The following is a 16440-nucleotide window of genomic DNA, read 5'->3' on the forward strand; positions in this document are numbered from 1 at the left end:
CCCCGGCCCCCGCGGGCGCGGGCTGAGAGGCGGCTGGGCACGCGCACGGGCCCCCGACCCGGACTCTCGTCCGTGGCCGGGGGCCCGTGCGCGTGGACTCAGCCGCGCCCGGTGCGTCCGTTCGTGGCACCGGGGGCGTCGTCGTCATCGTCGTCGTAGTCGTCCTCGTCGATGAGGTCCTCGTCCACGGCCTCGTCGTCCTCGAGGAGGTCGTCGTCATCGTCGTCCTCGTCGTAGTCGAGGTCGTCGTCGTCCTCCTCCTCGGCGAACACGGTGAGGGGGGTGACCTCGTCGTAGGCGTCGTAGAGCGCCTCCTCGTAGGCCTCGAAGGAGTTGGCGATGGAAACGTAGGCCGCGTCCACCGAAGGGTCCTCGTCCGAGCGCCGGTTCGCGGCGGCGGCGAGGTGTTCTTCCAGGGCGTTGACGAGCGTCTGCAGGGCGGCGCGAGGATCGGTGCTCATGAGGTAGACGTTAGCCGTTATCGGAGCAGAATGGGAGCGATGAGAGAACAACGCCTGAAGCACAGTTCCGTGACCGACCACCCGGTGATGCTCGGCCACGACGAACGCTACGAGTACCTCAGCCTCACGGTGGCACCGCGCGAGCACCCCTCCGAGGCCCGCACCCGCGTCAAGGAGCACGCCGAGTACGGCAAGTGGGAGCTCATGCGCTCCGCGGTGCTCTACGGCGGTGCCCGCCGCTACGTGATGCGCCGACGGATCATGCGCGTGGACCGCACCATGTGATCCGGTGCCCGGCCCCGCGCTCGCGGCGCCAGGACGGCCCCGAGACAGTGGCGAGACGACGGCGCCGCCGCTGCCGGGGGGGGGGGGGCGGGGCCGCCGCCCTGACGCCGGGGGGCCGCTCAGCCGCCGACCGGGCCCAGCAGGGACGTGGCCGTGGCCGCGTGCACGGACTCCTCGTCCGAGGGGTGGTACATCCCGGCGAGCACGTCCCGGTAGAGCCGCTCCAGCTCGGAGCCGCGCCGGTACTGGGACCCGCCCGAGGAGCGCAGCGCCAGGTCCACGATCTCCCGCGCGGCCTCCGTGGCCCGGTGCTTGACGCCGGAGAACAGGATGAACCATCGCGGCCCGTGGTCCACCTCGCTCGCCGAGCCCAGGGCGTCCACGTCCGCGCACAGCTGGCGCAGCTGCAGCTCGACCCCGTCGCGCAGCACTCCGGCCCGGGCCACGTGACGGCGGATGTCCGGGTCCTGCGAGTACGCCGCGCCCTTGGCCAGCGAGCGCCGGGTGGTGGTGATCTCCACGGCCACCTCGATCGCCCGGTCCGCGATGCCGGTGTAGACCGCCGCGAGCAGCAGCTCGAAGCACCCGAAGATCCCCCACACCACGGGGTCGGGGTTCGGACCCACGGGTGTGGTGGTCAGCACGTCACGCTCCCGCAGCAGCGACCCGTTCAGCACCGTGGTGCAGGACTGCGAGGCGCGCATGCCCAGGGCGTCCCAGTCCTGCCGGGTCTCCACGCCCGGCACCGCGGTGGTGTGATCCGCCCGGGTGAGGAAGCCCACCACGAGCCGCGCGGCGTCGTCGTCCCCGTCGGCCCCCGCGCCGGGAGCCTGTGCGGCCTCCGTGCGGGCGTGGACGAGCAGCCGCGTCCAGCGCGGCGAGAGGGACGTAAAGATCTTGGTCCCGTGCAGCGACCAGCCGCCGTCGGCGGGCTCGGCGCGGGTGGTGGCGTCGAAGAGCACGGAGTCGTTGCCGGCCTCGGAGATGCCGAACGCGAACACCTCACCCGCCACCGCGTCCTCGAAGATCCGGTGCGCCCGCTCGTCCCCGCGCAGGTGCAGGGTGTGGCCGATGCCCACGATCACGTGGTGCATGTTGATCCCCAGCGCCGTGGCCGGTGCGGCGGTGGCCAGCCGGCGCTGGGCGCGGGCCGCCTGCTCGAGTGTGAAGCCCAGGCCGCCGAACTGCCTCGGCACGAGCATGCGCAGGTAGCCGCGCTCCCGCAGCGCCTCGAAGTCCTCGTCGCAGAACCGGTTCTCACGGTCCACGTCCGCCGCGCGGGCGCGGATCTCGCGCAGCAGTTCCTCGGGGAGCAGCTCGGTCACGGGGTCCATCTCTCGGTCCATGTCAGGGTCCTTCGAATCGGGGTGTTCGCGGGTTCCGGCGCTCGGACGGCCGGGTGTGCGCGGGGCGCGGGCCGGGCGGTGCGCCGGGGACGACGCCGCGCGGGTGCGTCGGGGGACGACGCCGGCCGGGCGCGTTGGGCGCGGACGCGACCGGGCGTCGTCGTCGGGGCGTGCGGTGGTCAGTAGGTGCGCAGGAGCCGGTCCAGCACGCGGGAGCCGAACTCCAGGGAGGCGACGGGCACGCGCTCGTCCACGCCGTGGAACATGCCCGTGAAGTCGAGCTCGTCCGGCAGCTGGAGCGGCACGAAGCCGTAGCCGGTGATGCCCAGGGTGGACAGGGACTTGTTGTCGGTGCCCGCGCCGAGCATGTAGGGCAGCACCACGGCGTCGGGATCCTCGGCCTCCAGGGCGTCGACCATGGCGTCCACCACCGTGCCGGAGAACGGGACCTCCAGGGCGATGTCCTCGAACTCCGCCTCGATGCCCACCCTGTCCCCGGCCAGCTCCTGCAGTGTGGCCAGCACGTGCTCCTTCTGCTCGGGCAGGAAGCGCACGTCCACCGCGCCGTGGGCGGAACCGGGGATCACGTTGGTCTTGTACCCGCCCTCGAGCACCGTGGGGTTCGAGGTGTTCTGCAGGGTGGCCCCCACGAATCGGGAGACGGCACCCAGCTCGCGCAGCAGCTTCTGGGGGTTCTGCGGGTCGAAATCCACCCCGGTGAGCTCGGTGACCTGGTCCAGGAACGCCCGGGTGGTCTTGGTGAGCTCCACCGGCCACGTGTACTGGCCGATGTTGGCCATGGCCCGGGACAGGTGCGTGACGGCGTTGTCCTCGTGCAGCCCGGAGCCGTGCCCGGCCTGGCCCTGCGCGTGGAGCTTGAGCCACAGCAGCCCCTTCTCCGCGGTCTGCAGCAGGTACGCCCGGCGCCCGCCGATGTTCGCGGAGAAGCCACCCACCTCGCTGATCGCGTCCGTGACACCGTCGAAGACCTCGGGGTGTTCGTTCACCATGTACTTGGAGCCGTAGCGCATGCCCGCCTCCTCGTCCGCGAAGAACCCGAAGACGATGTCGCGCTTCGGCACGGCCCCGGTGCGGCGCATGTGCCGCAGGACGGACAGCATCATCGCGTCCATGTCCTTCATGTCCACGGCCCCGCGGCCCCAGATCATGCCGTCCTTCTCCTCCGCCGCGAACGGGTCCACGGACCAGTCCTGCGCCATCGCGGGCACCACGTCCAAGTGGCCGTGCACCAGCAGCGCCCCCGCCGTGGGGTCCGAGCCCTCCAGGCGGGTGAACACGTTCGCCCTCCCGGGTGCGGATTCGAAGTACTGGGTCTCCAGGCCCACCTCCTGGATCAGCTCGGCCACGTGCTCGGCCGCGGCGCGCTCCCCCTCGGCCTCGCCGCTGGAGTAGTTGGAGGTGTCGAAACGGATCAGCTCCCGGCAGATCCGGGCGGTCTCCGCCTCCGGCGTGGACGTGGTCTGTGGCTTCTCGTTCATGCCCCTCACGGTAGTCCTCCCGTGGCATTGCCCGGGTTCTCCGTTACGCTGAGGTGGCGACAACCCCTTCTGTTGCCCAACTGACCCGTGGGAGGCCACGATGACTGGAACCATCACCCTGATCGCCCGGACCGTGTCCAACCACCGTGAGGTCACGGCGCCCAGCCGCTCCGTCACGGCGGCGGACTCCGCGGCGCTGGCCCGCCTGCTGCTGGAGGCGTACGGGACCCAGGGCACGGGCACGCCCGAGAAGGCAGAGAGCCTGATCCAGGACGCGTTCAACGACGCCTACGGGCCGTTCTTGGCCGAGCAGTCCCAGCTCATCGAGGACGAGGACGGCAACCCCGTGGCCGCCGCCATGGTGCTCAGCCGCCGGGACGACCCCCAGCTGCCGGACTCCCCCTACCTCTTCGAGCTGTTCACGGCCTCCTCGCACCGCCGCCGCGGGCTCGCCGAGCAGCTGGTGCGCCAGGTGATGGCCTCGCTGCACGAGAACGGCTACGAGGAGGTGTGCGTGCGCATCCCGGAGGACAACGCCGCGGCGCTCGCGCTCTACCTGACCCTCGACTTCAACCGCTGGAACCCGGAGCAGGACGAGATCTGAGCCCCGCTCAGCGCAGCGTGAGCTCCTCCGCCAGGCGGGGCTCACGCGCCACGTCCGTGTGCAGGGCCCAGCGCACGGTGATCCCCACCAGGCGCAGCGCATCGGGGTCGTGGGTGTCCGTGGCGCCGGGGTGCTGGGCCTCGAGGGTCTCCCCCGCCGCCGCGGCCTCAGTTCCTTCGAGCACGGTGGCCTCGCCCTCGAGCTGGACCTCCTCCGTGCCGTCGCGCATCAGCACCATGGACACGCGGGGGTCCGAGGTGATGTTCGTGAACTTGCGGGAGCCCGCATTCGTGCCGAGCACGATGCGCGCGTCCTCGGTGGCTGCGACGTTCACGTAGGCGGACTCCGGGTGCCCGGTGCCGCTGTTGCTCGCGATCACCCCCGCACCCGCCGCGCGGACGAAGTCCACGAGCCAGCGTGCGTCCCGCGTGAGGTTTCCGCCCAGTTCCACCATGTCTGCCCCGATCCTCGTGTGCCGTCCGCTCGTGCGTGCACTGCCCACTGTAGGGCGGGCACCGCGCCCCGTCACCGGGGGCGCGGGGGGTGTGTTCACAGCAGCGTGTTCTGCGGTTCCACCAGCTGGGGGCCCCGCGACGCCACCGAGCCGACCTCCGTGCCCACGGGGTGCATGCTCCAGTGCGCCGCGACCTCCAGGCCGTGGTCCACCGCGCGGTCCACGAGCGCCCGTGTCCGGGCCTTGTCCGTGTCCGGGGTGATCCACTCCCGCGCGAACTCCTCGCTCATGCCCACGGGCAGCCGGTCGTGCAGGGAGCCCAGGGCCGCCAAGGCCGGGTCCTCGTCGTGAGGGCTCGGAGCCGCACGGGTGAGGATCGAGCACGAGAGCAGCCAGGCGCCGTCGGGATCCCCGCCACGACCGGGACGGGTCTGCCCCGCCCGCGCGCCGTCGGTGGCGTCCGCGGGCACGCGCCACCACTCGTAGATGCCGGCGAACCAGATCCCGGACCCGTCCCGGGGGTGCACGTAGTACGGCTGCTTCCTGCCGCGTCCAGTGTCCGGGGCCTTCCACTCGTAGTAGCCGTCGGCGGGCACGGCGCAGCGGCGGGACGTGATGGCGGCACGGAACGAGGGCTTGTCCATCACGGTCTCCGAGCGCGCGTTGAACATCCTGGAGCCCACCGAGATCTCCTTGGCCCACGAGGGCACCAGCCCCCAGCGGGCGGCATGCAGCTCGGGCAGCAGCTGGCCGTCCTCCGAGAGCCGCTCCAGCAGCACGGGCACGGTGTGGGTGGGCGCCACGTTCCAGTTGGGCTCCACGTGTTCACCCACCGAGGCGTCCACCCGCGCGTCGAAGGGCAGGGCCAGCTGCCCGGGAGTCCTGGCGATCACGTAGCGCCCGCACATGTGGGGCCCCTTCCTGTTCGGTGGGTTCAGCCGTGCTCGGGGCGGGTCACCGGTCCGTGACCCATGTACTGCCCGTACCTGTCGTAAACGTCCAGCAGGGCGGTCTCGACCTCCGCCACCGTGGTCCCGGGGCGCACGTCCGCCACGCATCCGGCGGTGGAGGGCTCCCACGGGACGCCCAGGCACGCGTAGACATCCTCAAGCACCCCCCGCAGGGGCTCGGACTCCTCGACCACCACCACGGTGGAGAAGTACCACGCCCCGGCCACCACGCGCTGGGCCGTGCCCGCGAGCTTGACCGGCCGGCGAGGGTGCGCGGCCGTGCCCGGGGCGTGCACGCTGTACTCCCCCGCGCAGTACTCGCCCGGGATCTCGCCCACCTGGGCGGGAACCTCGAGCTCCTCGAGCGCGGCCACCACCATGTCCCCGAACAGCCGGTAGCGGTCCTGGATGCCGGTCTTAGGGTCCGGGTCCGGCTCCACGTGGTCGATCACGAGGCACCCGCCGTGGTAGGCCGCCGCGCGGCCACCCACCCGGCGCACGAGAGGCGTGAAGGCGGCGTCGAGCGCGGCCTGCCGGGCGCGAGCGAAGCCCGGGTTCAGTTCGTCCCGGCGCCCGAAGGCCACGGTGGGCCGCGGCTGGTAGACGCGCAGCACGGGCTCGGTGGCGCCGCCGCGGGCGGCGTCGAGGATGGACAGGGCGCGGCGGTAGTCCTGCTCGGCGCCCAGGGACTCGCGCTGACGTATGAGTTTCATGCTGGCGCCAACTCTAGTGCAGGCGCGCGGCGAGCTGCCCGGTACCGAGCCGCGCGCTCGGGCCCCAGTGTGGACGAGCCGTACCCCCGCAGTGGCGACGGACGCGCTCGCCGGCGTCTCCAAGTCGGCCCGAGGTGCCGGGGCCGCCGGTCAGACCCCGGTGTGCGCGAGCGCGGTGTCGGGCCGCGGCTGCACCGTGCGGGCCGCCGACGTGCGAGGCCTGCGCTCGATGACCGGCCCGTGCGCTGCCGCGGCAACGATCGCCGTCTTCAGCAGGTGATGGTCGTCCAGCAGGTCCCGGGACTGGTTCACCCGGTCCAGCACACCGCACGTCATGGTCACACCCCCGCGGGGGACGTACCGGTTGACGTAGCGCACGGCGGCGTTCCACCGCTTGCGCTGGTCCGCGCTGAGCTCCCGGCCCTCCAGCTCCCCCAGCCACCCGAGCGCGCCCGTGAACACACGGGTCACGAGCTCGCGCTCGAAGGCCTCCACGGTGCCGGTGCCCCGCATCAGCTGGTTCAGTGCGGTCAGTTCGCTCACCGACAGAGCGGTCCTCACGGTCGACGCTGCACGCATGCTCACAAGCCCCCTGTGAAAGTCGTCCCCGGTGAGGGCGCGCCAGGGCGCCCTCACCACGGATCTCGATCCTGCCCCGTGGCCGCGGTTCTCCCCCCGGATTGCCGCGCGCCCACGGGATCTCTCCCCTTGCCCTGCCAGTCTAGGTACCGCCGGCGCCGCTGCCACAGTCGCACATTGGGGGACGACGCCGCGGCACCCGTCAGCGCGCGGCGCGGCGGCGGTCCACGGCGCACGAGCGCGCACCGACCCGGACACGAGAACGGCCCGGACCCGCACACCGTGCGGATCCGGGCCGAGTGGTACTCAGCGCGCCGTGCGGGCCGGGGCTAGAAGTCCCAGTCCTCGTCCTCCGTGTTCACGGCCTTGCCGATCACGTAGGAGGAGCCGGAGCCGGAGAAGAAGTCGTGGTTCTCGTCCGCGTTCGGGGACAGCGAGGAGAGGATCGCCGGGGACACGTCCGTCATCTCCCGCGGGAACAGCGCCTCGTAGCCCAGGTTGTTGAGGGCCTTGTTGGCGTTGTAGTGCAGGAACTTCTTGACGTCCTCGGTCCACCCCACGGAGTCGTAGAGGGCCTCCGCGTAGGCCACTTCGTTTTCGTAGAGCTCGTCCAGCAGGTCGTAGGTGTAGTCCTTCAGCTCCTGCTGGCGCTGCGGGCTCTCCTGCAGCAGACCCTTCTGGTACTTGTAGCCGATGTAGTAGCCGTGCACGGCCTCGTCGCGGATGATCAGCCGGATCAGGTCCGCGGTGTTGGTCAGCTTGGCGTGCGACGAGAAGTACATGGGCAGGTAGAACCCGGAGTAGAACAGGAAGGACTCCAGCAGCGTGGAGGCCACTTTTTTCTTCAGGGGGTCGTCACCCTTGTAGTAGCGCAGGACGATGTCCGCCTTGCGCTGCAGGTGCTCGTTCTCCTTGGACCAGCGGAACGCCTCGTCGATCTGCTTCATGGAGGACAGCGTGGAGAAGATCGAGGAGTAGGACTTCGCGTGCACGGACTCCATGAACGCGATGTTGGTGTACACCGCCTCCTCGTGCAGGGTCTTGGCGTCCGGGATCAGCGAGACGGCGCCCACCGTACCCTGGATGGTGTCCAGCAGGGTGAGCCCCGTGAACACCTTCATGGTGAGGTCCTGCTCCTCGGCGGTGAGGGTCTTCCAGGACTGGACATCGTTGGACAGCGGCACCTTCTCGGGCAACCAGAAGTTGGACGTCAGACGGTCCCAGACCTCGGTGTCCTTCTCGTCCTGGACGCGGTTCCAGTTGATGGCCTCCGCCGGGTGGCGGAGCAGCTCGACCTGTTCGGTGGTCATGGTGCGCACTGACTCCTTCGTGGCTGGGATGACGCCCCTGCGGGGACCTGCCCCGGGCACCGGGCCACGGTGTGGGCCACGGCGGGCGCGACGGGTGGTCGCGGGCACGGGGGACTCACCAGGATACTCCACCGGGCCACGGCGGCGACCCTCCCCGGGACGCCGCCCGTGCACTCGCCGACCCCCGCAGCCGGGCAGCCGCCCCCTCCTGCGCGCCGGAGCGGACCGCTCGACGAACGCCGCCAGGCTGGTCCACACACGCTCGCCGCGTCCCCGGGGTGGCATGACGTCACGACGCCGCAAGGCCGGTGCACGCGCCGCACCACCCCGCACGGCCGGGAATATGACAGAGCCCACCCCCGGTGTCACGGCCTGTTTTCTGACCGCGAATATTTCCCCGGGCCCATTCCCCCGGGCGCCGAGCGAGGGCAGGATGTTCTGCAACCGACCCGCAACCGGGCTGGTGACTCGAGCGAAAGGATTCTGATCATGCCTGATCTCGGAGGACTCGCGGACAAGGCCAAGGGCATGGCCGGTGACCACCAGGACAAGGTCAACGAGGGCATCGACAAGGCCGGCGACGCCGTGGACGAGAAGACCGGCGGCAAGTTCGAGGGCCAGGTCGACCAGGGCCAGGACGCCGTGCGCGACCACCTCGGCGGCAACCAGTAGCACTGCACCCGCAGCGTGAGAACGGGGCCCCTTCCACTCGGAAGGGGCCCCGTTCACGTGCCACGCCCTGGGTGCCCCGCGCGCTGCGGGCCGGTCAGGCCTCGCTGGCCTCCCGGGCCAGCGCCGTGAGGCGCGAGACGGCGCGGTAGTACTTCTTCTGGTACCCGCCGGCCATCATCTCCTCGGTGAAGACCTGGTCGAAGAGCACCCCTGTGGACAGGATGGGCAGGTCCCGGTCGTAGAGCCGGTCCGCGAGCACCACGAAGCGCAGCGCCACGGCCTGCTGGTCGATGGTGCGCACACCGCGCCACGCGATCGCGTCGAGGTCCTGGATGAACGCGCGGTAGCGCGAGGGGTGCACGTGGGAGAGGTGCTCCACGAGCGCGTCGAAGTCGTCCACCGCCACCCGCCGCCCCGGGAAGTGCTGCTCGATCGCGGCGTCGAGCGCGGCGTCGTCGGCCAGCGGGGACGGTGCCTGCGGCAGGCCGCGGTGGCGGTAGTCCTCACCGTCGATGCGCACCACCTCGAACTGGCTGGATAGCACCTGGATCTCGCGCTGGAAGTCCTGCGCCGCGAAGCGCCCCTCCCCCAGCGAGCCCGGCAGGGTGTTGGACGTGGCCGCGAGCTTCACGCCGGCGTCCGCGAGCTCGCGCATCAGCCGGGACATCAGCACGGTGTCCCCTGGGTCGTCGAGCTCGAACTCGTCGATGCACACGAGCGTGTACTGCTTCAGGGCGTCCACCGTGCGCCGGAACGTGAGGGCCCCCACCAGGTTGGTGTACTCCACGAACGTGCCGAAGGCCTTGGGCCCGGGCACCGCGTGCCACAGGGACGCGAGCAGGTGGGTCTTGCCCACGCCGAAGCCGCCGTCCAGGTAGATCCCCTGCGGCGCGGCCGCGGCCTTCTGACCGCCGAAGAGCTTGGAGAAGAAGCCCCCGCCGCCCTGCGCACCGCGGCCGGAGACGCCCGCGGCGAAGGCCTTGAGCTTCTCCACGGCCTCGGCCTGGGAGGGCTGCGACGGGTCCGGGCGGTAGGTGTCGAAGGACACCTCCCCGAAGCGCTCCGAGGGCCGGAAGCCGTCCAGCAGCTCGTCGGCCGAGACGCGGGGATCGCGCTCCACCAGGTGTTCGATGTGCGTGCTCACGTGTGATGGCCTCCCGACCGGCTGCCGGCGAGGGCTCCGCCGTGGGCCCCACCGGGACCGGTCCAGTAGTGGACGGACGGCGGCGGGGCGCACTCGCGCCCCTTCTCCCCCGATGCTACCGCTCAGCCCGTGGTGAACACGGTGACGGCGTACGACGCCGCTCGGCGGCCCGGCATGCGCGGGGTCGGCTGGCACCACTACGCTGGTCACCGGGAAGCGCGCGGTGCGCCGCGCGCGAGGCACACGACAGCACGAGGACGAGGAGAAGTCTCCATGGCGGCAGAAGCAGAGCACAACGAGGCCTTCGCGCAGTACGCGCACCCCGAACGCCTGGTATCCACCGCGTGGGTGGCCGAGCACGCGGGCGAGCCGGGAGTCGTGGTGGTGGAGTCCGACGAGGACGTCCTGTTGTACGAGACCGGCCACGTGCCGGGTGCGGTGAAGGTGGACTGGCACACCGAGCTCAACGACACCGCCACCCGCGACTACGTGGACGGTGAGGCGTTCGCGGCGCTGATGTCCGCCAAGGGCATCTCCCGCGACGACACCGTGGTGATCTACGGGGACAAGTCCAACTGGTGGGCGGCCTACGCCCTGTGGGTCTTCACGCTGTTCGGTCACCGGGACGTGCGCCTGATGAACGGCGGGCGCGACAAGTGGATCGCCGAGGGCCGCGAGCTCAGCACCGAGCGGCCCGAGGTCGTGGCGAGCGACTACCCGGCGGTCGAGCGGGACGACACCCCGATCCGCGCGTACCGCGAGGACGTGCTGGCAGCGCTGGGCACCACCCCGCTGATCGACGTGCGCTCCCCGCAGGAGTACACGGGCGAGCGCACCCACATGCCGGACTACCCCCAGGAAGGCACGCTGCGCGGCGGGCACATCCCCACCGCGGCCTCCGTGCCGTGGGCCCGTGCCGCCGCGGAGGACGGCACGTTCAAGTCCCGCGCGGAGCTCGAGGCCATCTACCTGGACGAGGTGGGCCTGACCCCCGGCGAGGACGTGATCGCGTACTGCCGCATCGGCGAGCGCTCGTCCCACACGTGGTTCGTGCTCACGCACCTGCTGGGCTTCGAGAACGTGCGCAACTACGACGGCTCCTGGACCGAGTGGGGCAACGCGGTGCGCGTGCCCGTGGCCCAGGGCGAGGAGCGCGGCAAGGCCCCGGAGGCCACCCGATGAGCGCGCAGGACCTGCCCGAGCAGCTCGCGGAGCTCGTTACGGACTTCCACGAGGTCCCCGAGCCGGACAAGCTGCAGCTGCTGCTCGAGTTCTCGCGGTCTCTGCCGGAGCTGCCCGCCCGGCTGGGCGAGCACCCCGAGGAGCTCGAGCAGGTGACCGAGTGCCAGTCCCCGCTGTTCCTGGCGGTGGAGCTGGACGGCACGGGCCCCGACGCCCCGGTGTCCCTGTTCTTCTCCGCACCTGCGGAGGCGCCCACCACGCGTGGGTTCGCCGCGATCCTGCACGAGGGCCTCGACGGGCTCCCGGCCTCGCAGGTGCTGGACGTCCCCGACGACCTCCCGGAGCGCTTCGGACTCACCCGGCTGGTGTCCCCGCTGCGGATGCGCGGGATGTCCGCGATGCTGGGGCGCATCAAGCGTCAGATCACGGCGCAGCAGGCCGCCTGAGCCGACTGCCGCTTCCACCGCGCGAGCCGCCCCGTTCCTGGGGCGGCTCGCGTCGTGTCCGGGGTGGTCCCCGTGGAGCCTCACACCCTGCTGTGCGCTCAGGCGCCGCCGGATTCCTGCCTGAGGACCGCGCCCAGCCAGTCCCTGAGCGCCCGCTCGTAGCGCTTGCGGTCGATGTTCCACTCCTTGGTGTGCCGGGCACCCGAGAAGCCCACGAAGTCCACGTGCGGGCTGAGGTCGGCGAGCTTCACGGACCCGGCCACGGGAACCACCTCGTCATCCGTGGAGTGCAGGATCAGGGTGGGCGTGGTGATGTCCTCCCACCGGGACAGCCAGTCCAGCGCGTGCAGGTCCAGCGGCGCGGCGAGCCCGGTGATCCGCGGGCCCATCCGGTGGGAGATCAGGTCCGCGGCCATCCGCCCCACGCGGCGCGGGATGCGGTGCACGCGGGTCTGGTGGGCCAGCAGCTCGTACCAGTCCACCACCGGCCCGGTGAGCACGAGCGCCCGGATCCGGTCCCGGTAACGGGTGAGCTCGGTGGTGCGCAGCACGATGGCCCCGCCCATGGACCACCCGAACAGCACCACGTCCGTGGCACCGTGCTCGAGCGCGTACCCGATGCCCGCCTGGACGTCCTCCCACTCGGTGAAGCCCAGCCCGTACTTGTTGTCCTCGGTGGTGGGCGCCTCGGAGTCGTTGCGGTAGGAGACGATCAGCGAGTGCAGCCCCAGCTGGTGGGCCACCCGGGCCCCGCGGATGCACTCGGGGCGCTGCGCCCCGCGCCCGTGCACCATCACGGCCCACGTGCCGGTGTGCTCCGGCCGGGCGGTGTCCCCGTCGCCGGGCACGAGCCACGCCGGGGCGGGGCCCAGGGGCGTGGCGATCTCCACCTTGCTGTATGCCAGGCCGGCGTCCGAGGGGCGGGCGTAGACCGTGCCGGTCCACCAGCCGCGCTTGCCCACGGCCAGTTCGCCGCGGTAGACGCGCTCCACCACCCGGGTGACCGTGCCGCCGGTCTGGCGCACGGTGAAGCCGATGCGGGCGAGCCCCGCGCCGTCGTCGAAGCGCAGCGCGTACGTGCCGGCCACCCGGGTGTCCGATGTGGCGGGCAGGGTCACGAGCTGCAGCCCGGAGTGGGGGTCCCGCTCGAGCTTGAGGACGCTCACGTTGCCGGGCCGGGTGGAGGGGGTGACCACGTGGCGCGCCACGAGGGCCGCGATGGTCCCCGACGCGGCGAAGGTGACCGACGCCGCCCCGATGCTCGCGGCGGCGCCCACCAGGGCGCCGTGCTGCCACGAGCGCGCGCCGTCCGGTTGCTGCTGAGGTGCGTTGCGCCGTCCCATGGCGCCATTGTGGCACGGCGCCCGGACGGGCATAACGGCAGCGGCGGCGTCGTTGCACCTTGGGCAAGCACACCCACGACCGGGAGGCACACCGTGCACGTGAACGACGATCCCCAGCGCCGGGACACCGGCGCTCCCCTGACCCCCGAGGCCGCGGCCGCCCGCACGGACGCCCAGTGGCGCGAGCTGCTGAGCTCCGCGGAGTACCGGGTGCTGCGCCAGGCCGGGACGGAGGCCCCCCACACCGGCGAGTACGTGGACACCACCACCGAGGGTGTCTACGCGTGCCGCGCGTGCGGCGCGGAGCTGTTCCGCTCCGAGACCAAGTTCGCCTCGCACTGCGGGTGGCCCTCGTTCTTCGCGCCGCTGGCCGAGGACAGGGTCCGCTACATCGAGGACACCACCATGGGTATGAAGCGCGTGGAGGTCCGCTGCGCCACGTGCGACTCGCACCTGGGCCACGTGTTCGAGGGCGAGGGCTACGACACCCCCACGGACCTGCGCTACTGCATGAACTCGGTGTCCCTGCGCCTCGTGCCGGTGGACTGAGCGGCGCTGCGCGGCCGGCGCGGCCGCGGTGGGACACCCCGCGGCGACACGACGCCAAACGGCCCCCGATGGTGATCAGTCTGGTTACTGTGACCTTGTGGGAGCGGTGACCGAGCTGAAGAGCACTCCGGACGTGTTTCGCGCAGTCGTGCGAGCCCTGGAGACTGCCCGCTTCCGCCCCGACATCACCCTCGGCCGGATCGCCCCGCCGCGGGGTCTGGCGCCCCACGCCATCTCCTTCGCGGCCGAGGTCGGCCACCGAACCCCCGCACCGGGGTTCGACGACGCCGCCGCGCCCCGCGAGGCCCCGACCTCCGGTCGCTTCGTGGTGCTCTACGACGAATCCTGCCCGGCACCGTGGCAGGGCCCGTTCCGGATCGTGAGCTGGTTCCGCTCCCGCATGGACCCGGAGATGGGCCGCGACGAGCTGCTCACGGACGTCAGCTGGTCCTGGCTCACGGAGACCCTCGGGGAGCACGGGGCGCTGTTCACCGCCGAGGGCGGTACGGCCTCGCGGATCGTGGAGCGCCACTACGGCAGCCTCACGGACCGCGAAGACGTCGCCCAGGTGGAGGTGCGGGCGTCCTGGACCCCTGTGCCGCACACCGGGGCACCCCACTGGGCCCGGTCCCACCTGCACGCGTGGACCCAGGTACTGTGTACCGCTGCGGGCCTGCCACCGCGCCATGAGGGTGTGGCCTCCGTGTGAGCACCCGCGCATCAGTCTTCCCGGCGGCGGGGAGCACACCCCGCCACCGATCCCGCACCGTTCGAGGAAAATCCCATCAGCAGCAACGCCAAGGACCAGACCCCAGCCCGTGAACCGGGACCGCCGGAGATCGTGGTGCCCGGTTTCGAGCACCTCGCGATCCCCGCGACCGTGCACCTCAACGGCCCGGCCGAGGGACTGCCCCGCGTGGTGGACACCGCCCGGGGGCTCAGCCGTGCCGCCGAGCAGCTCGCGGCGGCCCACGGGCCCGTGGCCGTGGACACCGAGCGCGCCTCGGGCTTCCGCTACGGCCAGCGCGCCTTCCTGGTACAGCTGCGGCGCGAGGGTGCCGGGACCGTGCTGATCGACCCGGAGGCCGTGGGCTCCCTGGCCGAGGTGGACGAGGCCCTGCGCGGTGTGGAGTGGGTGCTGCACGCGGCCACGCAGGACATGCCGTGCCTCGCGGAGCTCGACATGCACCCCGACGAGCTGTTCGACACCGAGCTGGGCGGACGGCTGCTGGGGCTGCGCAAGGTGGGGCTCGCGTCCATGACCGAGGAGCTGCTGGGGTTCACGCTGTCCAAGGAGCACTCCGCCGTGGACTGGTCCCAGCGGCCCCTGCCAGTGGACTGGCTCAACTACGCCGCGCTGGACGTGGAGGTGCTCGTGCAGCTGCGCTGGGCCACGGAGGAGCGCCTCGCGCGGGCCGGCAAGCTGGACTGGGCGCTCGAGGAGTTCGAGCACGTGCGCACCGCGCCCCCGCCCGCGCCCCGGCAGGACCCGTGGCGGCGCACGCACGGGCTCGGCAACGTGCGCGGTCGGCGCAAGCTCACCGCGGTGCGCAACCTGTGGCTCGCGCGGGAGTCCCTCGCCGAGCACAAGGACCTCGCCCCCACGCGCCTGCTGCCGGACTCCGCGATCATCGCCGCGGCCAACGCGATGCCACGCACCGTGCCCCAGCTCATGTCCACCCCCGGCTTCCACGGCCGGCTCGCCTCCCGCGAGGCTCCGCGCTGGCTCGCCGCCGTGCAGGAGGCCCGCCTCACGGAGGAGCCCGTGCCCGCCACGATCCCCTCCACGGCGCTGCCCCCGGTCAAGGGCTGGGAGACCAAGCGCCCTGAGGCCTCCGCCCGGCTCAAGGTGCTGAAACCGGCGGTCGCGGCCCTCGCGGAGGAGCTGGAGCTGCCCACGGAGAACCTGCTCACACCCGAGCACCTGCGCCGCTTCTGCTGGCAGCCCCCGCGCTCCACGTCCGACGACGCCGTGGCCGAGCGGCTGCGCGAGCTCGGGGCCCGCTCGTGGCAGGTGGAGCGGGTCGCCCCCGTGATCGGTGCCGAGTGGCGGGCCCTGCGCGCCCGCCGCCGCGCGGACAAGGCCGGCGAGCCCCAGGACTGAGCGGGCGGCGTCGTGTGGGACTCCCCGGTGCGGCGGGAAGGGGCCCACAAGACCGACACGGCCGGAGCTTTCGCGACCTCCAGGGTGTTCTGGAGCGCCGTGGTCCGTGCGGGGACCTCCTGGTGCGTCCTGCCACCGCGTGACATCCGCTGTGACGTGAACTCTGCGGGGTGCCCCGCCCGACCTCGCCGACCATGGCCCGCACGCACGACGGCGGCCGCACACCACGGTGTGCGACCGCCGTCCTGCACCGTCCCGGAGGCAGGCGCCCCGGGCTCCGGGGCGGCTGCGGGGCCCCGGTCAGGGGGCCCGGAACGGGATCAGTTCTTCATGTCCTTGGCGTCCGGGGCGGGGTGCGCCGGCTCCATGTCCACGTCCTTCTCGGTGGTCGCGGGCTTCGGGAGCTTCGCGTCCGTGCCCTGGGAGGACGAGCTCTGGGCCTTCTCCTTGACGGAGGCGGCACCGTCCTGGGCCTTGTCCTTGACGGCCGCCGCGCCCTCGGACGCCTTGGTGGTCACCGTCTCGGTGGCCTTCTGGGCACCCTCGGCGATCTTCTCGCCCACCACGGGGACCTCGGACTTGACCCAGTCGGTGCCCTCGGACACCTTGGCCTGGACCTTGGGGTCATTCCAGGTGTTGATGGCGCTCTCGCGCAGGGACTCGTAGCTCTTGCGGCCGGACGCTGACCCGACCACGAACCCGATCCCGAAACCGGCCACAAATGCAAGACGCTTGATCATGGTGCCTCCCTCTCGTTTCCGCGGACCGGATCGGACCGGACCGCTCCTGCCGCTCATCG

At 71.9% G+C, this 16440-nt stretch carries 19 protein-coding genes; 8 read left to right on the forward strand and 11 right to left on the reverse strand.

Annotation, left to right across the window (positions count from 1 at the left end):
* Positions 1-98 precede the first annotated feature (98 nt).
* The gene (locus KRH_RS06830) at positions 99-461 is read right to left on the reverse strand and encodes a hypothetical protein (protein WP_012398462.1); all 363 of its coding nucleotides are present in this window, start codon (positions 459-461) and stop codon (positions 99-101) included.
* 39 nt (positions 462-500) lie between these two features.
* Here KRH_RS06830 and KRH_RS06835 point away from each other — a divergent pair, with 39 nt between their 5' ends.
* Complete coding sequence (locus KRH_RS06835) at positions 501-746, forward strand: DUF5703 family protein (RefSeq protein ID WP_041297371.1); 246 nt, start codon at positions 501-503, stop codon at positions 744-746.
* Between the two features lie 119 nt (positions 747-865).
* On the opposite strand, the gene KRH_RS06840 is transcribed toward KRH_RS06835, so the two are convergent.
* Positions 866-2092: an acyl-CoA dehydrogenase family protein gene (locus KRH_RS06840; RefSeq protein WP_012398464.1), complete on the reverse strand. Its 1227-nt coding sequence runs from the start codon at positions 2090-2092 to the stop codon at positions 866-868.
* Positions 2093-2271: 179 nt separating this feature from the next.
* Positions 2272-3591, reverse strand: a complete 1320-nt coding sequence (locus KRH_RS06845) for a M20/M25/M40 family metallo-hydrolase (RefSeq protein WP_012398465.1) — start codon at positions 3589-3591, stop codon at positions 2272-2274.
* A gap of 100 nt (positions 3592-3691) precedes the next feature.
* On the opposite strand from KRH_RS06845, the gene KRH_RS06850 reads away from it, so the two are divergent.
* Entirely contained in the window at positions 3692-4195 is a 504-nt protein-coding gene (locus tag KRH_RS06850; protein ID WP_012398466.1) for a GNAT family N-acetyltransferase, read from the forward strand.
* Positions 4196-4202: 7 nt separating this feature from the next.
* On the opposite strand, the gene KRH_RS06855 is transcribed toward KRH_RS06850, so the two are convergent.
* The 5 genes from KRH_RS06855 to nrdF form a co-directional block, all read right to left on the reverse strand.
* A complete protein-coding gene (locus tag KRH_RS06855; RefSeq protein WP_012398467.1) occupies positions 4203-4649 on the reverse strand; it encodes a pyridoxamine 5'-phosphate oxidase family protein in 447 nt (148 codons plus the stop codon).
* 95 nt (positions 4650-4744) lie between these two features.
* Positions 4745-5557: an SOS response-associated peptidase gene (locus KRH_RS06860; RefSeq protein ID WP_012398468.1), complete on the reverse strand. Its 813-nt coding sequence runs from the start codon at positions 5555-5557 to the stop codon at positions 4745-4747.
* A gap of 26 nt (positions 5558-5583) precedes the next feature.
* Positions 5584-6312 carry a lipoate--protein ligase family protein gene (locus KRH_RS06865; RefSeq protein ID WP_012398469.1) on the reverse strand — a complete coding sequence of 243 codons (729 nt, stop codon included), beginning with the start codon at positions 6310-6312 and terminating at the stop codon, positions 5584-5586.
* Positions 6313-6462: 150 nt separating this feature from the next.
* Positions 6463-6855 (reverse strand): hypothetical protein, encoded by a 393-nt coding sequence (locus KRH_RS06870; RefSeq protein WP_105590512.1) that lies wholly within the window; start codon positions 6853-6855, stop codon positions 6463-6465.
* A 365-nt stretch (positions 6856-7220) separates the two neighbouring features.
* Positions 7221-8201, reverse strand: coding sequence for a class 1b ribonucleoside-diphosphate reductase subunit beta (nrdF, locus tag KRH_RS06875; RefSeq protein ID WP_012398471.1), 981 nt, complete (start codon positions 8199-8201; stop codon positions 7221-7223).
* Positions 8202-8690: 489 nt separating this feature from the next.
* Between nrdF and KRH_RS06880 the strand changes: the two genes are divergently transcribed.
* Positions 8691-8873 carry an antitoxin gene (locus tag KRH_RS06880; RefSeq protein ID WP_012398472.1) on the forward strand — a complete coding sequence of 61 codons (183 nt, stop codon included), beginning with the start codon at positions 8691-8693 and terminating at the stop codon, positions 8871-8873.
* Positions 8874-8967: 94 nt separating this feature from the next.
* Here KRH_RS06880 and zapE read toward each other — a convergent pair whose 3' ends face one another.
* Positions 8968-10017 (reverse strand): cell division protein ZapE, encoded by a 1050-nt coding sequence (zapE, locus tag KRH_RS06885; RefSeq protein ID WP_041297372.1) that lies wholly within the window; start codon positions 10015-10017, stop codon positions 8968-8970.
* Positions 10018-10290: 273 nt separating this feature from the next.
* Here zapE and KRH_RS06890 point away from each other — a divergent pair, with 273 nt between their 5' ends.
* The gene (locus KRH_RS06890; protein ID WP_012398474.1) at positions 10291-11199 is read left to right on the forward strand and encodes a sulfurtransferase; all 909 of its coding nucleotides are present in this window, start codon (positions 10291-10293) and stop codon (positions 11197-11199) included.
* Positions 11196-11645, forward strand: a complete 450-nt coding sequence (locus KRH_RS06895) for a SufE family protein (RefSeq protein ID WP_012398475.1) — start codon at positions 11196-11198, stop codon at positions 11643-11645. The genes KRH_RS06890 and KRH_RS06895 overlap by 4 nt, the downstream gene beginning before the upstream one ends.
* Positions 11646-11743: 98 nt before the next feature.
* Here KRH_RS06895 and KRH_RS06900 read toward each other — a convergent pair whose 3' ends face one another.
* Positions 11744-12988 (reverse strand): alpha/beta hydrolase family protein, encoded by a 1245-nt coding sequence (locus KRH_RS06900; RefSeq protein ID WP_012398476.1) that lies wholly within the window; start codon positions 12986-12988, stop codon positions 11744-11746.
* A gap of 93 nt (positions 12989-13081) precedes the next feature.
* Between KRH_RS06900 and msrB the strand changes: the two genes are divergently transcribed.
* The 3 genes from msrB (at position 13082) to KRH_RS06915 (ending at position 15641) form a co-directional block, all read left to right on the forward strand.
* Positions 13082-13537, forward strand: coding sequence for a peptide-methionine (R)-S-oxide reductase MsrB (msrB, locus tag KRH_RS06905; protein WP_012398477.1), 456 nt, complete (start codon positions 13082-13084; stop codon positions 13535-13537).
* 106 nt (positions 13538-13643) lie between these two features.
* Positions 13644-14246 (forward strand): DUF3000 domain-containing protein, encoded by a 603-nt coding sequence (locus KRH_RS06910; RefSeq protein ID WP_012398478.1) that lies wholly within the window; start codon positions 13644-13646, stop codon positions 14244-14246.
* 132 nt (positions 14247-14378) lie between these two features.
* Complete coding sequence (locus KRH_RS06915; RefSeq protein WP_012398479.1) at positions 14379-15641, forward strand: HRDC domain-containing protein; 1263 nt, start codon at positions 14379-14381, stop codon at positions 15639-15641.
* 320 nt (positions 15642-15961) lie between these two features.
* Here the strand turns inward: KRH_RS06915 and KRH_RS06920 are convergent, their stop codons facing one another.
* Positions 15962-16381, reverse strand: coding sequence for a hypothetical protein (locus KRH_RS06920; RefSeq protein ID WP_012398480.1), 420 nt, complete (start codon positions 16379-16381; stop codon positions 15962-15964).
* Positions 16382-16440 lie beyond the last annotated feature (59 nt).

It is taken from the genome of Kocuria rhizophila DC2201 (assembly GCF_000010285.1).
In the GTDB taxonomy this organism is placed as follows: domain Bacteria; phylum Actinomycetota; class Actinomycetes; order Actinomycetales; family Micrococcaceae; genus Kocuria; species Kocuria rhizophila_A.

Bases quoted from the DNA above. Each gene is read 5' to 3' on its own strand.
- KRH_RS06830 (WP_012398462.1), bottom strand. From the start codon at position 461: ATGAGCACCGATCCTCGCGCCGCCCTGCAGACGCTCGTCAACGCCCTG.
- KRH_RS06835 (WP_041297371.1), top strand. From the start codon at position 501: ATGAGAGAACAACGCCTGAAGCACAGTTCCGTGACCGACCACCCGGTG.
- KRH_RS06840 (WP_012398464.1), bottom strand. From the start codon at position 2,092: ATGGACCGAGAGATGGACCCCGTGACCGAGCTGCTCCCCGAGGAACTG.
- KRH_RS06845 (WP_012398465.1), bottom strand. From the start codon at position 3,591: ATGAACGAGAAGCCACAGACCACGTCCACGCCGGAGGCGGAGACCGCC.
- KRH_RS06850 (WP_012398466.1), top strand. From the start codon at position 3,692: ATGACTGGAACCATCACCCTGATCGCCCGGACCGTGTCCAACCACCGT.
- KRH_RS06855 (WP_012398467.1), bottom strand. From the start codon at position 4,649: ATGGTGGAACTGGGCGGAAACCTCACGCGGGACGCACGCTGGCTCGTG.
- KRH_RS06860 (WP_012398468.1), bottom strand. From the start codon at position 5,557: ATGTGCGGGCGCTACGTGATCGCCAGGACTCCCGGGCAGCTGGCCCTG.
- KRH_RS06865 (WP_012398469.1), bottom strand. From the start codon at position 6,312: ATGAAACTCATACGTCAGCGCGAGTCCCTGGGCGCCGAGCAGGACTAC.
- nrdF (WP_012398471.1), bottom strand. From the start codon at position 8,201: ATGACCACCGAACAGGTCGAGCTGCTCCGCCACCCGGCGGAGGCCATC.
- KRH_RS06880 (WP_012398472.1), top strand. From the start codon at position 8,691: ATGCCTGATCTCGGAGGACTCGCGGACAAGGCCAAGGGCATGGCCGGT.
- KRH_RS06890 (WP_012398474.1), top strand. From the start codon at position 10,291: ATGGCGGCAGAAGCAGAGCACAACGAGGCCTTCGCGCAGTACGCGCAC.
- KRH_RS06895 (WP_012398475.1), top strand. From the start codon at position 11,196: ATGAGCGCGCAGGACCTGCCCGAGCAGCTCGCGGAGCTCGTTACGGAC.
- KRH_RS06900 (WP_012398476.1), bottom strand. From the start codon at position 12,988: ATGGGACGGCGCAACGCACCTCAGCAGCAACCGGACGGCGCGCGCTCG.
- KRH_RS06920 (WP_012398480.1), bottom strand. From the start codon at position 16,381: ATGATCAAGCGTCTTGCATTTGTGGCCGGTTTCGGGATCGGGTTCGTG.